General features: G+C 39.3%; 13 protein-coding genes. 6 read left to right on the top strand and 7 right to left on the bottom strand.

Going from position 1 to position 18,404, the window contains the following annotated elements:
• Positions 1-32 precede the first annotated feature (32 nt).
• The gene (acs, locus tag G7B20_RS05225; protein ID WP_164108953.1) at positions 33-1,949 is read right to left on the bottom strand and encodes an acetate--CoA ligase; all 1,917 of its coding nucleotides are present in this window, start codon (positions 1,947-1,949) and stop codon (positions 33-35) included.
• A 188-nt stretch (positions 1,950-2,137) separates the two neighbouring features.
• Here acs and G7B20_RS05220 point away from each other — a divergent pair, with 188 nt between their 5' ends.
• Positions 2,138-2,998, top strand: coding sequence for a UbiA family prenyltransferase (locus G7B20_RS05220; RefSeq protein WP_164108952.1), 861 nt, complete (start codon positions 2,138-2,140; stop codon positions 2,996-2,998).
• Here G7B20_RS05220 and G7B20_RS05215 read toward each other — a convergent pair.
• The 3 genes from G7B20_RS05215 to rsmA are packed head-to-tail and all read right to left on the bottom strand — an operon-like array spanning position 2,984 to position 5,867.
• Positions 2,984-3,913: an NAD(P)-dependent oxidoreductase gene (locus G7B20_RS05215; protein WP_164108951.1), complete on the bottom strand. Its 930-nt coding sequence runs from the start codon at positions 3,911-3,913 to the stop codon at positions 2,984-2,986. The two genes, G7B20_RS05220 and G7B20_RS05215, sit on opposite strands and share 15 nt — an antisense overlap.
• 5 nt (positions 3,914-3,918) lie before the next feature.
• Positions 3,919-5,082: an FAD-dependent monooxygenase gene (locus tag G7B20_RS05210; protein ID WP_164108950.1), complete on the bottom strand. Its 1,164-nt coding sequence runs from the start codon at positions 5,080-5,082 to the stop codon at positions 3,919-3,921.
• Positions 5,083-5,087: 5 nt separating this feature from the next.
• Positions 5,088-5,867: a 16S rRNA (adenine(1518)-N(6)/adenine(1519)-N(6))-dimethyltransferase RsmA gene (gene rsmA / locus G7B20_RS05205; RefSeq protein WP_164108949.1), complete on the bottom strand. Its 780-nt coding sequence runs from the start codon at positions 5,865-5,867 to the stop codon at positions 5,088-5,090.
• 174 nt (positions 5,868-6,041) lie between these two features.
• Here rsmA and pdxA point away from each other — a divergent pair, with 174 nt between their 5' ends.
• The 4 genes from pdxA to miaA all read left to right on the top strand — a co-directional run bounded on the left by pdxA (position 6,042) and on the right by miaA (position 10,220).
• Entirely contained in the window at positions 6,042-7,097 is a 1,056-nt protein-coding gene (pdxA, locus tag G7B20_RS05200) for a 4-hydroxythreonine-4-phosphate dehydrogenase PdxA (RefSeq protein WP_164108948.1), read from the top strand.
• Positions 7,098-7,194: 97 nt separating this feature from the next.
• Positions 7,195-8,625, top strand: a complete 1,431-nt coding sequence (locus G7B20_RS05195; RefSeq protein WP_164108947.1) for a CCA tRNA nucleotidyltransferase — start codon at positions 7,195-7,197, stop codon at positions 8,623-8,625.
• A 50-nt stretch (positions 8,626-8,675) separates the two neighbouring features.
• The gene (locus tag G7B20_RS05190) at positions 8,676-9,266 is read left to right on the top strand and encodes a plasmid pRiA4b ORF-3 family protein (RefSeq protein ID WP_164108946.1); all 591 of its coding nucleotides are present in this window, start codon (positions 8,676-8,678) and stop codon (positions 9,264-9,266) included.
• 36 nt (positions 9,267-9,302) lie between these two features.
• Positions 9,303-10,220 carry a tRNA (adenosine(37)-N6)-dimethylallyltransferase MiaA gene (gene miaA / locus G7B20_RS05185; protein WP_164108945.1) on the top strand — a complete coding sequence of 306 codons (918 nt, stop codon included), beginning with the start codon at positions 9,303-9,305 and terminating at the stop codon, positions 10,218-10,220.
• A 119-nt stretch (positions 10,221-10,339) separates the two neighbouring features.
• On the opposite strand, the gene G7B20_RS05180 is transcribed toward miaA, so the two are convergent.
• Positions 10,340-11,407: a branched-chain amino acid aminotransferase gene (locus G7B20_RS05180; RefSeq protein WP_164108944.1), complete on the bottom strand. Its 1,068-nt coding sequence runs from the start codon at positions 11,405-11,407 to the stop codon at positions 10,340-10,342.
• Between the two features lie 155 nt (positions 11,408-11,562).
• On the opposite strand from G7B20_RS05180, the gene G7B20_RS05175 reads away from it, so the two are divergent.
• Positions 11,563-13,329: an OmpA family protein gene (locus G7B20_RS05175; RefSeq protein ID WP_164108943.1), complete on the top strand. Its 1,767-nt coding sequence runs from the start codon at positions 11,563-11,565 to the stop codon at positions 13,327-13,329.
• A 243-nt stretch (positions 13,330-13,572) separates the two neighbouring features.
• Here G7B20_RS05175 and G7B20_RS05170 read toward each other — a convergent pair whose 3' ends face one another.
• Both G7B20_RS05170 and G7B20_RS05165 read right to left on the bottom strand, forming a co-directional pair.
• Complete coding sequence (locus G7B20_RS05170) at positions 13,573-16,149, bottom strand: CHAT domain-containing protein (protein ID WP_164108942.1); 2,577 nt, start codon at positions 16,147-16,149, stop codon at positions 13,573-13,575.
• Positions 16,150-16,152: 3 nt separating this feature from the next.
• Positions 16,153-18,303, bottom strand: a complete 2,151-nt coding sequence (locus tag G7B20_RS05165) for a PKD domain-containing protein (protein WP_164108941.1) — start codon at positions 18,301-18,303, stop codon at positions 16,153-16,155.
• Positions 18,304-18,404: the final 101 nt, after the last annotated feature.

Raw genomic sequence — 18,404 nt, 5'->3', positions numbered from 1 at the left:
GAAGGGGGCGAACATAGGCCCCCTAATTTTGGTTATTTTTTAAACTCTTCAGCTCCTTTGATGATGGCCTGTACTACAGTTGGGTCCTGTAATGTTGAGGTGTCACCTAAGCTGGACAATTCGTCTTCGGCCACTTTACGTAATATGCGCCGCATTATTTTGCCCGATCTGGTTTTGGGTAGATCAGTTACAAACTGAATGATGTCCGGTTTAGCAATAGCTCCGATCAGACGGGTCACAGTTTGTAGAATATCCTGACGGGTTTTTTCGGCATCGATATGATGATGAGCGATGACATACGCATATATACCCTGGCCTTTTACTGGATGTGGATAACCTACAATCGCAGATTCAACGACATCGGCATGCATATTTATAGCGTTCTCGACTTCGGCGGTTCCAATTCGGTGACCAGATACGTTTAATACATCATCTACCCGACCAGTAATACGGTAATATCCTTCGGGACTGCGGTAACACCCATCGCCGGTAAAGTACATGTCTTTGTATGTGGCAAAATAAGTTTGTCTGCAACGTTCATGATCTCCCCAAGTCGTCCGAAGCATGCCTGGCCAAGGAAACTTAATACAAAGGTTTCCTGAGACATCATTTCCTTCTATTTCTTTACCGTTTTCATCCATCAAGCAGGGCTGTACTCCTGGTAACGGTAGTAGAGCATAGCCTGGTACCTGTGGCGTTACACCGGCAATAGGAGTGATTAAGTGTCCTCCATTTTCCGTTTGCCACCATGTATCGACTATAGGACATTTACCCTTTCCGACTTTTTCGTTGTACCAGTTCCAAGCCTCCTCATTGATAGGTTCACCAACAGACCCCAATACACGAAGAGACGACAGATCCTTATTGTCAATATAACTCTCTCCAAATGCCATTAAAGAACGTATTGCCGTAGGAGCTGTATACAAAATATTGACTTTGTATTTGTCTACGATATCCCAATATCTTCCTGCATCTGGAAAGGTTGGTATTCCCTCAAACATTAAGGAGGTAGCGCCTTGTGATAATGGACCATACACAATATAACTGTGACCGGTGATCCAGCCTATATCTGCAGTACAAAAGTAAACTTCACCCGGTTTGTATTGGAATGTATTGGCAAAAGTATAGCCGGTGTAGATCATATAACCTGCCGTAGTATGTACCACACCTTTTGGCTTGCCCGTAGATCCAGATGTATATAAAATGAATAGCGTATCTTCTGCATCCATTTCTTCTGCAGGACAGGCTGGGTTGCCCTGTGTTTCGACTTTCTTTATCTCATCTTCCCACCATACATCTCTGCCTTTTATCATTGAGATAGGAGTACGGGTTCGGGTTAATACGATTACTTTTTCTACAGATTTACATTGCATCAGTGCATCATCTACGATCGATTTAAGCTCTAAGACTTTGTTGCCGCGGAGGCCCCCATCTGAGGTGATCACCAGTTTGCACTCTGCATCGTTGATTCGGTCGGCGATCGACTGCGCAGAAAACCCTCCAAAGACAACAGAGTGAATAGCACCAATACGTGCACAAGCCAAGATAGCAATAACCAATTCAGGTACCATGGGTAGATAGATACACACGCGGTCACCTTTGCGTATATTATTGTTTTTTAATACTGTCGCAAACTGTTCTACTTTGCTTAGTAGCTGTTTGTAGGTTAGAATACGATGTGATTCTGATGGGTCGTTGGGCTCCCATATAATAGCAGGAGTATCTCCATTTTTATAGATATGGCGGTCTAAGCAATTTTCTGTGATATTCAGTTTCCCCCCTTCAAACCATTTAATGTTTGGCTCTTTAAAGTTCCAATTGAGTACATTGGTCCATTTTCTTTTCCAGAAAAAATTTTCAGCTATTTCCCCCCAAAATTCCTCTGGATTGTCGACGCTTCTTTTATAAGCATCCTGATACTCTTCAAAGTTTTTAATTTGAAAACTCATTTCTTACTTGTAATTTTTAGTATAGGTCTATATTATATTTATTTTTTTTATTCAAAACAGACAGTTATTTATTGATAACTGTAAAAGAGCCTGTTGTAGGGCTAATTTAATTTTTTTTGCTCTCAAAAACTAATTTTTATCATAACAGGTAATTGAATTTGTTCTGTAAATTAGCATAAAGAATAGGTGTGAATCAACTCAAGACAATCTACCATTTTGTTATTTTTAGCAATCTTCTGATTGCTATGGCAGCGATCGCCCAATGTCTGCTGACTTATGTTGTTTTGGAGCAGGATTATAATTGGTATGTGGTAGGTATCGAAGGAGCAGCAACACTGTTGTTGTATAATTTTAGTTTGTTTCTATCCAAGCCGAAAGAACCACGAAAATCACCTTATACACGTACTAGGTGGGTATTTGGGCATGAGGTAGTGTTTTGGGTAAATAATATTGTTGCGGTATTGCTTCTTATTTTTTGTTTGTTGCAAGTGCATTTTCATACCTGGGTATTTTTAGGCTTCGTAGGATTGGTTAGTGTTGCTTATAGTTTACCTATTTTACGTGTTAGAGGGAGATCAGGTGGTTTGCGTCAGGTTCCAGGGCTCAAGCTTTTTCATATAGCAGTTGTCTGGTCGTTGAGTAGCGTCGGACTTCCTGTGATAGAGATGTGGACCGCTGAGGTAGCGATGGACTGGGAGATGGCGAATGCCTTGGGTTTGTTGAAAATACTGTTTTTGCTTATATGTACCTTGCCATTTGATATCCGGGATATGGAACAGGATTCCTACTACCATTTAAAAACCATTCCAAATCTAATAGGGGAGAAGCGAGCGAAACTTCTTTGTTATTTCTTAATTGTCATTCACATTTTACTGTTGGTTTTTTCGCCGTTTGATGCGCCTGTCAAAGCCGGGTTTATTCTAACCGATGTCCTTATTGCTGTTGCATTACATTTTATCCTATTCCGCAAAAAGGCCGGTTATCACCAAGTGTACCTGTTGGATCTAGCATTGTTGGCTCAGTATTTCTGTGTGCTAATTTTTGTTTAGACTTTCTGTTATTTTGTCCGCAAGAATTGCAGACAGTTTATAATAACTTTCAAACGTCCAACCGGCAACATGTGGACTTAATAGCACATTGTCCCGACTGATAAGGTTGATATACCAATCTTGATAGGAAAGTGCCGGAAATTTTTCGACAGGTAGCACATCAAATGCCGCGCCCAGGATTTTTCCATTGTCCAAATATTTTAAAACAGATGGAATGTTGACTATTCCTCCACGGGCTCCCATCAAAAAGAATATGGGTTTTTGAAAATGGAAAAGGTATTCATCGTCAACGAGTCCTTTGGTCTCGCGCGTCAGCGGAATATGAAAACTTAATACATCAGCCTGTTTAACAATTTCTTCCATAGAAGCCTCTGTTGCATATTCATCTGAAAACCCAGTTTTGTATTTGTCGTAAGCCAATATTTTAACACCAAAGCCAGCTAGTTTTTTTGCCATGGCTTGACCATTGTTACCATAGCCTATTAAAGCTACCGTACGTCCCATAAGCTCATAGCCCCGGTTCTCTTCTCTGCGCCATTCCCCTTGTCTGATTTCGCTGTCACCTCGATTTAAGTTGTTCATTAGGCTAAGCAGCATACCAATCATGTGTTCGCCTACAGCGTCTCTATTGCCTTCGTTGGCGGAAATCAAGGTGATTCCTTTTGTTTTGGCATATTCCTCATCAATGTTGTCCATGCCAGCGCCTGCCCGCCCGATTAATCGAAGTCTAGGAGCTAAATCAATGAATTTTTCGTCCACCTGAAATTTCGAGCGGATGATCAGTGCTTCATATTCTGGAATCAATTGTTCTGCATCCTCACGTGTGATGTCGGGTTGGTAGTTGTACAAGATATTGGATTGATTAAGTTTCTCCAGTAATACCTCGTGTATGTCGTCTACAATAAGAATTCTCATTTTTTTTAATTGTTTTCCTTCATAAAATCTTTGGAAAGTAGCTTTAATAAACTATACTGTTTGATCCGATTCGGAAGGGCTTTGGCCAACGTATTACGAATCGCGATGGACCAGGGGTGTTCCCATTGGGCTATTTTTCCAATTTGTTTTGAAGTTTCGGTGATATAATGCGTTCGCGCCAATCGCCTCTTTTCAAAAGATTGAAAGGCATTAACCGTTGTTTTGTTTTTTTTTAATTCATCTATGAGTACAGCTACATCCTCTATTGCTTGGCAAGCTCCTTGTCCCATATTGGGCGTTGTAGCGTGGCCAGCATCGCCAATTATCAACATATTGTGATAGGCCAGGTGATTTAATGGTTTGATATCAATAATATCGCTCCAAATAAGGTCCTCATTGTTTGTCGCTTGTAGTATTCTTGGGATTGGATCGTGGTAGCTCGCAAATCTATTGTATAGGTCTGCTACGGTGGTGGTTTTAAACTGTGGATCGTTTGCTTTCCCATTGACGCATGCGTACCAATAAATTCGATTGCCGATCAATGGAGTAACTCCAAATCGGCCAGACTTTCCCCATGTTTCAAAACCTGTATTTAATTTGATATTGGAATTATCAATTGTAGCTCTCCAGCACGTGTATCCGGCAAAGCGAGGAGTTGACGATGGTACTAATTGTTGTCTTAGTAAAGATTTGACCCCATCCGCTATCAGCAGATAGGTCCCAGTATGGATACTTCCATCTTCAAAAAATACACGGACAAAACCAGTTTCCTGTTCTAATTTTATAGCACGTTTGCCTAGTATAATTTTTTCTGATGGGATTTTCGATAGTAGGTGTTCGTGTAAATCTGCGCGGTGTATAGCGAAGTTTTTCTGACTATACTGATTGGATATCCTGCTTGTATCAGGTTTGAAAAGAATATTTCCTTTTTCACTAAGGATATGGTAATTGTCCAAATAATAGCCTATTTTTTCTATATCTCCTTTTAAACCTAATAAATCAAGGGCTTGCATGGCATTGGCTGCTAGCCCAAAACCAGCACCTATGCCATGAAGTATTTGACGTTGCTCAATCAAGACAAATTCACGACCGATAGATTGAAGTGCGATAGCAGCGGTTAGACCCGCTACACCTCCGCCTATAATCATAAACTCGCTGTCGGTAATCATTTTTTCTATCTTGCGTTGAATATTTCGTTAGTAAGCTGAACGAAATCGGCTACAGTAAGACGTTCGGCCCGTAACTCATATAGTGGGTTATCACTCATTTTATCTTTTACGACCACAGCAGACAGTGCATTTCGTAGTGTTTTTCTACGTTGATTGAACCCTGCTTTTACGACTTTCCAAAATAGTTGTTCATCGCAGTCTAATTTTTCTACTTCATTCCGAGTCATACGCATGACCCCCGAAAGCACTTTGGGGGGAGGATTGAAGGCTCCAGCTTTGACCGTAAAAAGATACTCTACTTTATAGTATGCCTGTAAAAAGACGCTAAGGATCCCATACTCTTTGCTACCCGGCTTGGCGACGCAGCGTTCAGCAACTTCCTTTTGAAACATGCCGGCCATTTGGATCACACGGTGTCTCTCGTCAAGGATTTTAAAAAGAATTTGAGAGGAGATATTATATGGGAAATTACCGATAATAGCCATTTTTTCTCCAAAATATTTGGAGAAATCCAGTGCTAGAAAATCACCATGGATTAAGCGGTCTCCCAGTTCACTATACTTTTCTGCTAAAAAATCAATGGACTCATCGTCGACATCAATTAAGTAAGTTTCGTATTCTTCTTTTTGTAAGAGAAAATCAGAAAGAACCCCCATCCCTGGACCGACTTCTAAAACCTGAGCGAAACCTAATGATGGATCCAAGGCTTCAACGATTCGCTGCGCAGCATTTTTGTCGTTTAGAAAATGTTGTCCAAGGTGTTTTTTAGCGCGTACAGTACTCATGTGAAATGTCAAAAAGTGAAAAGTCTCAAGGCCAAAAGTAAAAAAACGTCATGAATGTTTAAAATAAAGATTCTATAACAAGTGAGTTTTGGGAGTAAAAGCTATAATTTCGAATGTAGAGTGTTTTTCATTGCCTAATTTTTGTTACTTTTGAGTATAAAATGCTTTAATGTAATGAGTGAAAAATTGAAAGTAGGTATTAGTATTGGTGATTTGAACGGAGTAGGGATGGAAGTGATTATCAAATCATTGTTAGATAGTCGTGTTTTAGAATATTTTACACCCATTGTTTATGGTAATACCAAAAATGCTTCATTTCATCGTAAAGCAAATGACATTAATGACTTTAGTTTTAATGTTATACAAACTCCGGATCAAGCAAACTCAAAGCGTCCCAATATTATTAATTGTTGGCAAGAAGATGTCAAAATTACATTAGGGGAGGAAAATGAAATAGGCGGAAAGTATGCGTTTATTTCGTTGGAGAAAGCCGTCGAAGACCTTAACTCGGGAAAGATAGATGCCTTAGTGACAGCACCGATAAATAAACATAATATACAACAAGAAGGATTTCGGTTTCCGGGGCATACAGAATACCTTCAAGAGAAGGTTGGTTCTGATGACGTACTTATGTTTATGCTTTGCGATGACCTTCGTGTAGGTGTAGTGACAGGACATATTCCTATTAAAGATGTCGCTTCGCAGATTACGGAAGAAGGGATATTAAAAAAACTTAGATTAATGCATACTAGTCTTAAAAAGGATTTTTGGATTCAGAAGCCGAAAATTGCTGTTTTAGGGCTGAATCCACATGCCGGTGATAATGGTATAATTGGTGTTGAAGATGAGGAAATTATACGTCCAGCTATTTCTAAAGCAAATGCAGAAGGTATACTTTGTTTCGGGCCTTATCCCGCCGATGGTTTCTTTGCATCGCATGCTTATCAGAAGTTTGATGCCGTACTTGCTATGTATCACGATCAAGGGCTTATTCCATTTAAGCACATCGCAGATCGTAAAGGTGTTAATTATACGGCAGGTCTTCCTATCGTAAGGACTTCTCCTGACCATGGGACGGGATACGATATTGCAGGTCGTAATATGGCCTCGCATGAGTCTTTTTTGGAAGCTATTTTTACAGCGGTGCATATTGTAAAGAATAGGAGAGAGCAGGCTGAATTAAGTGCAAATCCTTTGGCATTTCGTAAGCTTTCAAGAGATAGAGATTAACCTTGCTGTCGAATTAACTCCGTTTATCTTTTAGAATATTCTTTTAAAATAAGTACTTTTGTGACTTGTTAGGCCTCTAGGTCTGTATGCGCAAGCTATGATAGAACAATTGCAACACCCTATATTTTCGATTATTAGAGATTTGGCCGATAAAACGGATACAGCATGCTATGTGATTGGTGGCTATGTTCGCGACCGGATTATGGGACGCCCCTTTAAATATGATGTAGATATCTTGGTGATCGGCTCCGGGATCGAGTTTGCAAGCCTATTAGGTGAACAGTTGAATACTAAGGTTGTGTTATATAAGTCTTTCGGTACAGCTATGTTGGTGTACCAGGGACTCGATGTTGAATTTGTGGGGGCGCGGAAAGAATCGTATCGAAGAGATTCGCGCAAGCCTATTGTTGAAGATGGTACGTTAGCTGATGATCAAAATCGACGTGACTTCACGATAAATGCAATGGCTTATTCTCTAAATGGAGCCTCTTTTGGAGAACTCCTCGATCCTTTTGATGGGCTTGGCGATATAGAGCGACGTATTATTCGTACGCCATTGGATCCCACGGAAACTTTTTCTGACGATCCCTTGCGGATGATGCGGGCTATACGATTTGCCACACAGTTGAATTTTAAGATCGATATGCAGGCTATACAAGCTATTGTCGATAACAAAGAACGGATTAAAATTATATCCAAAGAGCGGATTACAGATGAACTTAATAAGATTATCTTAGCCCCGAAACCATCTATTGGATTTCGTTATCTTTTTGATACGGGATTGTTAGAACTCATATTCCCTGTGATGTGCCAATTGTACGGTGTGGAGATTGTGGAAGGACGAGGGCATAAAGATAATTTTTACCACACTTTGGAAGTTCTGGATAATGTAGCCGAACTTTCGGATGATTTGTGGTTGAGATGGGCTGCTATTATGCACGATATTGCCAAGCCTGCGACCAAACGATTTGACAAAAAGGTGGGATGGACTTTTCACGGCCATGAAGACAAGGGGGCGCGTATGGTGCCTAAGCTTTTTGCGGAACTAAAATTGCCATTGAATGAGAAAATGAAGTTTGTCCAGAAATTGGTCCAACTTCATCTTAGACCCATCGTATTGGCACAAGATATTGTTAGTGATTCAGCAGTGCGTCGTTTATTATTTGAAGCAGGTGATGATATTGATGCATTGATGCTACTATGCCACGCTGACGTAACTACAAAAAACGAGTTTAAAAAGAAAAAATACCGTGACAATTTTGAACTAGTTAAACAGAAGTTGAGAGATGTTGAGGAGCGAGACCACTTGCGTAACTGGCAGCCTCCAGTGACGGGTGAAGATATTATGCATGTCTTTGGGTTACAGCCTGGAAAGCAAGTCGGTGTCATCAAGAATGCCATTCGGGAAGCAATTTTAGAAGGTGATATTCCTAATGAGAGAGAGGCTGCTTACGAATTTATGGTGGCCCGCGCCAAGATACTTAACTTAGAGCCGAAGCAAAGATTGTCCATAGGGACATCAAAATAATTTATATTTTTACATTTGGATAAGCTTTGGCTTATTTTCAATATTGATATATGGCAATTTATAGATTTAGAGTAACATTTGAAGATTATGAAGATGTATATCGGGACATAGATATGCCTTCAAAAAGTACATTCATGGAGTTGCACGAAGAAATTCATAAGAGTACAGGGTATCAGATAGATACTTCTTCCTCTTTTTATGTGAGTAATGACCAGTGGAAAAAGGGTACTGAAATTGCATTAAAGCCAGTACAGCGTAAGGTCGAGGCTGGTGTACTGTTGATGGAAAACATACGGTTGAGTAAATTTATTGATGATCCACATCAAAAATTTTACTACATCTATAATTTTGATCGTCCTTATGATTTTCACGTCGAATTGATAAAGATCTTAAAAGAGGAAGAAGGAAAGGAATATCCGGCAATCTTTAAATCTGTGGGTCAGGCACCTAAAATGATTGCTTCAGCTAATTTTCCGGTTTCTACAGAGACGGAAGACGATGATGATTATGTCGAAGAGATTGAAAGTGCGGAAGAATACGGCGTAGATGAGGATGATGATTATGAAACTATGGACGGCGATGAGGAAGGGGATGAAGAAGGTGATAAAGAAGAGTTCGGGTCTGCAGATGATGATTATTAATATGTCTTTTTCAATAATGACATTTTAGGGAGTACAGTGGATAATAAAAATAAAAAGACTTTGGTCGTAGTGGTAGGACCTACAGCAGTAGGGAAGACGGCTACGGCTATTTTTTTAGCTCAACATTTCAAGACAGAAATATTATCCGCTGATTCCAGACAGTTTTATAAAGAGATGACGATTGGTACAGCCAAGCCAAACTTCGACGAGTTGGGGTCTGCTGTTCATCATTTTATTGATTCCCATTCCGTAGACGAAGAGTATTCTGCAGGAGATTATGAAAGGGAAGCTTTGGCACTGTTAGACCGATTATTTGAGATACATGATGTCGTAATAGCTGTCGGTGGTTCAGGGCTCTTTATTCGGGCACTGACTGAGGGGCTAGACGATCTACCCAAAGCGCCTGAAGGGATTCGCGAACGGCTAAACGCATTGTCCGAAGAACAAGGTCTATCAGTTTTGAAGCAGCGTCTCCAAGAAGTAGATCCTGATTATTATGCAATAGCTGATACAGACAATCCACAGCGTGTTATCAGAGCTTTGGAAGTTTACGAAGCTACGGGTAAACCTATGTCTTATTATCAAAAGAAGATTTTTTCGCAAAGACCTTTTAATGTGATCACCATCGGTCTCAATGTGGAGCGAAGTGAATTGTACGATCGTATTAACCTACGTGTGGATCAAATGATCGGGATGGGATTAGAAGAAGAGGCTAAATCATTAATAGATTATCGCTATAAACCAGCATTGCTTACAGTAGGTTATACAGAAATGTTTGATTTCTTTGATCATAAGATCTCGTTTGAAGAGGCCGTTGATAAAATAAAGCAAAATTCAAGACGTTATGCCAAGCGGCAGATTACTTGGTTCAAGAAATACGGTAATACGACATGGTTTGAACCGGAGGATAAGGACAATATTATAGGATTTATCCAGGCAAGGATAAAAAAATAAAGAGCAAAGACTAAAAATTTTTGCTCTTTATTTTTTTTCTGAAAGTGTATGTTTTCAGAGACCATCAAGAACTTTCATCTCTGTTGGTGATTCAATGGAATCATGAAAGTTCTTTCTATTTATACCATAAAGTTCCACCCAAACGGATCTTCGATTTTACCGTAACGTAGCTGGTTTAGATAATCCAGTACTTTCAATGAGAATTCTCGTCCTTCTACTGGAGGTAGCGTGTAATTATTGCCTTCGAACCCGATACGGTCTATATGTGTAATAGTTGCAGCTGTGCCGGCAGCAAAAGCTTCGGATACCGTACCATTTTGGATGCCATCGATCAACTCTTTAACGGATACTCTTCGTTGTTCTGTCTTATAGCCCCATTTGTCTGCCAACTCCATGATAGTACGCCTCGTTACCCCATGGAGGATAGTATCTCCATGCGGCGTAATGATCGTATCTCCAATACGGAAAATTAAATTGGCAGTACCTGCTTCTTCAATATATTTGTGTTCTGCAGCATCTGTCCACATTATTTGATCATAACCTTCGTCATTAGCCAACTGTGTAGGGTATAAAGAAAGCGCATAATTACCCGCATTTTTCGAGAACCCAACACCACCTTCAGCAGCCCGTGTATAGTGTGTTTCTACTTTTAACGAGATAGGTTTGCTGTAATAAGCACCTACCGGACAAGTGATAATGATAAATTTGTATGATATAGAAGGGTGTACACCTAGTGCTGCTTCTGTAGCAAACATAAATGGACGTATATACAAGGCAGTTCCCTCTTTAGATGGGATCCAATCACGGTCGATATCTAATAGTTTCTTTAATCCGTCCAAGAATATGTGTTCAGGAACTTCAGGCATTTGCAAGCGTGCTGCAGATTTATTGAAACGTTCCCAGTTTTTGTCCGGACGGAAGATACTCACCGTACCATCCTCAAATTTATATCCCTTAATTCCTTCGAATATAGCCTGTCCGTAATGTAAAGCAGACATAGAAGGGCTGACAGCGATATCGCCATAAGGCACAATGCTGACATCTGTCCATTCTCCATTATTGTATTCGGCCACGAGCATGTGGTCTGACATAATCTGCCCGAATTTTAAATTGTTAAAGTCTACCTGCGAGAGTCTTGATTGTTTAGTTGGCTCTACGCGAATTGAAATTTGATCTACCGCGCTCATATCAATGATATAGTTTTTGAAAGTCGCAAGTTAGGAAAAAAAAACGTTGATTTTTTTCATTTAGTGGGTAACAAATAACAAATCGACATTATATATCAATAACAAAGTGAATCCTAAAGGAGGAATAACAAATTGTAAACAAAAAAAAGATGAATATGAAAAAACTTTTACTCGCATTAATGTTATTGGGAATTACATTTTTAGCAAATGTTCAAGGGCAGGAGAAAGGGGACCTGCAAATTGGTGTTCAGGGAGGGGCAAGCTTTCCCATTCAGAAATACAAAAAGATTGGTGAAGTCAAGACGGGTTTTTACTCTGGGTTGTTTGTCGATAAGTATTTCAATGGAAATAAATTTGGATTGGGAGTCGATGCACGGTATATCCGTAATGATATATCCAAAATGGATAGTTTTTATTTTGTGAATGGAAGTATATCCACTGCCTATAAGAATGACTCGAGATTTGAAAATTACCTTTTCACCTTAGGGCCAACTTATAAATTCACTAAGAATAGGTTTCATGCCGAAGCATATGTCCGAGGCGGGGTGATGATACAGTATTTTCCGGAATATGTACGTACAATGAGCTATTCGGATACTAGGGGGACTTACGACTATCCCATAAAATCTACCGACAACGACTCTACGAACAAGGCAAATAGTTGGGCGGGACTCGGAGGTCTACGATTTAACTACATGCTGGGATCTAATTTTGCGGTGTTTGCGCATGTCGATTATGTCCAGACGTTTGGTGTCAAGTTTGGTAATAAAGCAAGTAAGTTTGCCGTAAAGGAAAGTGTCGAAACAGCCAATCCTATTGAATCCACAACAACGATTAAAGGATACCTAGACCATTATGAGGAGGTGCCAGTGGTACGTAATACATTCCATCAAACGGTACAAGCTGGGATCGGAGTTAAATACCTGTTTGGGAAGTCCAAACGGCCAGAGGCCCCTCTAGTTGCTCCCGATAAGCCTAGATACGACGAAGTTGTCCAATCTAAAACGGAGTCAAAAGACCTACAGATTATGGTACGGGATAAGCAGACCAATTTGGCGTTGAGTGGCGTTGTCGTTTCTATCGATGGACCAGAAACACAGGAGAAATCAACGACAGATGCAAACGGGTTAGCATCTAAGTTGATGGCAGTCAAAAATGGAAGATATGAAGTGGTTGGAGAGAAAAATGGTGTAAAGACGCCATTGCTAATCTTGACGGATGCCGATTTTAATACGAATAGCAAAGTTATTTTCAAGGAAATATTTCACGATGATCCGCGGTTTACGCTGATTGGAGAGACATTTGACTGTACTGTAGAACGTAATTTGCCGAATATTAATACGGTCTTGACCAATAGCGCTAATAGAATCAATTCTAACCAAATATCTGATAGTGAAGGTAAGTTTATTTATCAGTTGGATCCCCAAGCGGATTTTACTGTTGTAGCCAATCAGCAGGGACGATACTCGCAAACTGAGTTGGTGACTACCAAAGGATTAGATCGTAGTCAGACGTTGTATGTAATCTTAAAATTAGGTGTATGTGATCTGGAAAAGGATGGAAGCTGGGTGTTAAAGAATATCTTGTACGATTTTGATAAAAGTAACATCCGTTCTGACGCAGCGTTGGTTTTGGATAATGTAGTCACCATAATGAAGCAGAATCCAAGTCTACGGATAGAACTGTCAAGCCATACCGATAGTCGGGGCGACGGTATTTATAATCAAAAGCTATCTCAACGTCGAGCGGATGCAGCTGTAGCATATTTAGTCTACAATGGAATTGCTAGGGATAGATTAATTGCTAAAGGTTATGGGGAATCAAAATTATTGAATCACTGTGAAAATGGTGTCGAATGTTCTGAAGAAATGCACCAAGAGAATAGAAGGACTGAAATTAAAGTTTTGGCATACGTGAAGTAGCAAAGTTTTGCTGATCAACGTTTATTAAATAATCAATAAACTTAAATGATATGAAATATCTTTTTAGCAATAACTGCGCAAGCACGAATGACCGCGAAGCTGTATGCATACCACTTTGCAGCAAAAACGTGCATAATATAGTCGGATATTCCATAAAGCAGTTGTAAATCAAATCATATACACATGAAAGAAGAGATAGAAGAAGAACTTTGGTATCGTGACGAAGATTATAGGCAGATTACTCTATTTAGTTTTATTGTTGGCTTTTTTGTCTTTATTTTCAAACGTTTTATAAAACCATAGTGTCACAGGGTATTGGAGAGCTAGTACGAGTAGTGCTAGCACTCCAACAGTAAAAAAAGGTAGATTTGATCGTTTTTTCAAACCTATTTTGTTCCCTATACCTGTATAATTGATATTGGCCCAGTACCAAGGATTTTGTTGAACGGGGGGCGCTGATTGTAGGAATGTTCGTTTTGCTTCTGCTAATGCACAAATTGGATCATCGTTTTCAAAGAGTTCTTTGTAGAACGAAGTGGTAATGTTTAGCATGGTTTCGTCATTTGCAAACCAAAATGTCGATATAACTGAAGGAACGTTTTTACTTAAAAATACCCGTTGTATACTTTCGGTACCCTCCGATGGGAGAGGACGACCGTGACCAGTATTGCATGCAGAAAGAAAGACTAGTGGTGCATTCATTTCATAAAACCGGAGCTGGTTGGTAGAAATTGGTTCATTGAGGTATATGACTGGAGCAGTAGTCGTATCCAATATGGTATGTGCTGCGATATGAATTACATTGGGCGTTGCAAATTGTTCTCGTATTATAATATCGTTTTGTTTTCTAGGTCCGATTTTATTTACAGCGTATCGTTTGGCTATATTTTGTACTTCTTGTTTGACAAACTGGAGATTAGGGAGAGGTTCGGGATAAGTGGAGCGGTACATTAATGCTATGGCTGATTTTTTCTGAGGTTTTGCGGTTAAAAGGTCGAATAGTAAAAAGGAATTCAGATAAGCAAAATTATGAGTCTTGATTAAAAAATCATTTTTATACAGGGCGTCAAAAGGGAAGCCGTACAACTGCCCATCCAATGATACGAAAATATTACGCTGCGTATCTTCAATGTTGGGAAGGAGTTCTTCGGCAAGATACTGCGCTTCGAGATTATATTCCTGTGGGTTTTGATTGTAATTGTTGGGGCTGCTGCCAAAGTATTTGTCTTTGAAAGCCATGAGACGTACTAAAGGTTCTGCTGTACTTATTCTTTTGAACTGGAGATCGTGTTTTGATGTATAGATAACACTTATACTGCTATCATTGTGGATAAAATAAGTATAGAAATCACTGTTTGGCTTGTTTAGATGGCTTAGAAACTGTGTTTTTTGCGGTTCAAATCGTATCGCCTCAAAATACTTTTCTGACAATTCGAATTCTATCATAACCTGTTGGATCCGCTTAGATAGTTTTATTTTTTCATTTTGATCCGAGGATGTGTCTATTTGATGGTAGAGCTGGCAAATGGTCTGTATTCCTTTTTTTGTTTTTTCAGAAGCGCCTAGCCACTCTTCGGATCTACTAATTTCATTAATTAATAATCGTGCTTTGCTTAGTTCGATACACCAAAGAAGTTGTTGTACAACCTCTTTTTGCTGACTAAGGCCTGGTTTGTTCTCAATGAGTGTAATTATGCTTTCAATGGTTTCTTTGTTAAGTATATTGTTTCGTAGCTGATCCCTGCTGCTGACGATCAGTTGTTGGGTTCTAAAGTCATTTTCTATAGCCCATTCATAATAGTATAATGCGGAGTCCAGTTGTTCCATGACCACATGTATCTTTGCTTTCCCTAAAAGTGCTTGAGTATACGTATAATCTAGTACATATGATTTGCCTTCCGGTTTGAAGTAGTATAGGGTTTTGTCATAAGCATCGAGTGCATCCCGATAGAAACCTTTGTCCCGTAAGAGGTTTCCTTTCATCAGGGTCAGCTTAGCTTTGAATCTATTTTGTTCGTTAGGAAAATCTTTTTCTACGAGATTGATAGCTCTTGTGACAAGTCTATTATCTTGTACTAAACAACCTTTTAATCCTAGGGCGGAGGCATACCAAAGCTGTGCCTCATCTTTCAGAGGAGTCTTTTCAAATTCTTTTACAGCAAGATTGTTATAAAATTTGCTTTTTTCTTTATTTCGTTCTTCTTCATATACAGAAGCTAATGTATTATACAATAAAGCCTTTGTGATTGAACTTGCCTTGTACTTCATAGCTTGAAATAAGACTGTCTTGGCACTGTCCAATTCGGCATTGTATAAATAAGCGTTTGCCAAGTTGTTGCTTAGTTCCACAATTTCATTTTCATTTTTCATTTTTTGTAGCGTAACTTTTAGCAGTGTGATTGACTTTTGTGTGTCATTGATTTGAATATAGAGATTAGCTAAAGGCTTGACGATTTCTGTATTAATATCTCGTATTTGGACAGGAGTTGATTTTATGTAATTATAGGCTTTCTCATAATATTTGGTACTTCCCAAATTATCCCCATGTTGTAAAAGGCCGTATCCCATAAAAATAAGACCATAGAGGTACATCTCTTTTTGATAGCTGCTTTTGGCGCTAACAGTCAGTTGGTTGAAAAAAGAGTCAGGGTCGTTAACATAAGATGCCGGGTTTTCATAGGCGATACCCTCAAAAACTTCGAAAATAGAATCTAACTGTTCCTCGCTAAAATGTAGTTCATTTTTTTTTAGAGGCTCAGAATTAGGTTTATTACAGGCGACTAGTAGGAGTATGTGTAATGCAAGACATTGTATTCTCATCTGCTAAAAGCGAAATATACCATAGATACCTCCATTCCATTTTTGGTGCTTATCATAGGTGAATCTCAATCCAAGTGCTGGGCCTAGGTTGACACTACCGACGTTTAGATCGAGAAAAGGGTTTATCTTGATAGCACTGTTTGTTTTAGATAAATCTTTTGATTCACTCATCTGTGCGATTTCCATTACCCCATTAGCCCCCATTCGTTCGAGGTAATATGTCGTCTGTCCAGAAGCTTTGATGTTAAAGTCTTTTCGGGCACTTGCACCTGCTCCCATGGAAAAGAAAGGGTTGAAGTTATAACGAATCTGTACGGGTATTTGTAATGTGAGGTATTCCCGTTTTTCGAAATCGCTGACAGCATTGTAGACAAAATAGTTGGTTTTTCCATCGACCAAGTAGGGGTGTTCTCCTTTTTTATCTCCACGAGGAGATTGACTCTCTCTCTTGAAATAACTTGTATATAATTCTATCTGCCAGTATGGTTTACGATAAGGGGCGGTCGGAGCGATACCGAAGCCAATTTGATAACCTGTCTTAAATTTATGACTGAGCTCGTTCTCTTTGGGGGTTCCGAAGGTACTTGTGGCACCTATTGTGATAAATGGAGATAGTGTGCGTAAGAATCGTGTAGTTGCTGTATTGGTTTTGATAGGAGGGTTATTATCAAAATAGATATTAGTGTACGCCTCAAAGGACTTGTTCTTAAGCTTTTTTTGTGTCTCTACTTCAAAGAGAATAAATCCCTTTGTACTATCCATATCTGTAATATCTTTTGCTGCTGTTCCAGGGAGGGATATATCCTTGAAATGAAAGACTAACGTACCATCATCTTTTAGATAGTAGCGATAACAACCACGGCTGCTGCTTGTTTCACAGCTGTCACATTTGGGGTATAATGCTTTTAATTTAAAAGAGTTTTTGATAATTTCATCCGGGATGCGCATCTCTAATCGCACATTCTTGGCATCGCCTTCGCCATCGTTTTGAAATTGAACCTTGTAGGTCAGTGTCTTACGTTTCTTTTGAAAGCGATAGTTCATCCTGGCGGGCTTTATAGACATCTTGTTGGGGTCATGGGATTTTACAACTGGGATATCTACTTGGTGGACATTTGCGAGACCATCCTCTGGTATAAATACACCGGTGATGGTGACAATGGCATTCGTGTCTACCAACATATCTTCGGTTACATCAAGATTAATCAAGGAAAATTGCTGATCTCCGTTCGAAGGGTCGATATCATAGGCCGTTAAAGAATTATAAGCATTATAAAGATGTTTGAAATAGTTGATGGCCTGTTGTTGATCTTGAAACGTGGATACCTCTTTTATACCGTAGTCTGGAGATCCAGTCTTAGTGAATGTAGACTGCTTTACACTGGCCCACATACTGGATAATGCTTCTGCTTTTACCAAGCTATCAATGTTTTCTTTATAATAGGTGCTTTGGTGGGCGAACTGAAACCCGTTAAGCCCAGCAATCTTCTCATTAGAGAGTAGATATACTTTACCTTTCTTACCTTCGGTTTGTACACCGAGAATTAATGAAATATCTTCCCCCGGTTTGGCATCGGACAGCTTAAAAATCTGAAATACACCGTTGGACGCAAAGAAATTTTGCTCAAAGGTATTAGACGAACGATGTGCTAATGCTGATGGCGGAGCTGTATTTTTTATTTTTCGTATTGGTCGTTTCGGCTTGGGACCATTCGAGTAATTATTAACAGCATAAAGAGAGACCTCATACTCACCAGGTTTAGCATACTGATGTATAGGCTCTGCCTGTGTGCTAAAGTGGCCATCCCCAAAATCCCATAAGTATTTGTAATAAGGAGTTCGTCCACCAGGAACCTGTATTAGCGGCCTTAAGATAGGTTTGAAAGATACGCCATTAGGAAGCTGTTGAAAATCTATTTTACTTTCAAAGGTATCTATTGGTATAATAGTGCTGTCTTTTTGTGCAGATGCTGAGTAAATATTCAGTATGAAATATCCATACAAAAGTAGCCGCATAAACACGAATGACCGCGAAGCAGCATGCTCACCAATTACAATACATCGTGCATAATGCGATTTGGATGTTCCATATGGCCATTGAAAATTAATTTTTTTACATATGAAAAGTAGGGTAATAATCCAGTGTATTTTCATAATAGTTTTACCTTAAGGTATATTGGAGCTGTTAATGTTAAATAAACATAATTAAATTTCTTATTAATTGCAATATAAGCCCCTCTTATTACGGTCAAAGT

Origin of the sequence: Sphingobacterium sp. xlx-96 (assembly GCF_011007365.1) — a bacterium.
GTDB lineage: Bacteria > Bacteroidota > Bacteroidia > Sphingobacteriales > Sphingobacteriaceae > Sphingobacterium > Sphingobacterium luzhongxinii.
The sequence above is the reverse complement of the archived record's forward strand: the minus strand, read 5'-3'. Positions and strand labels throughout refer to the sequence as shown.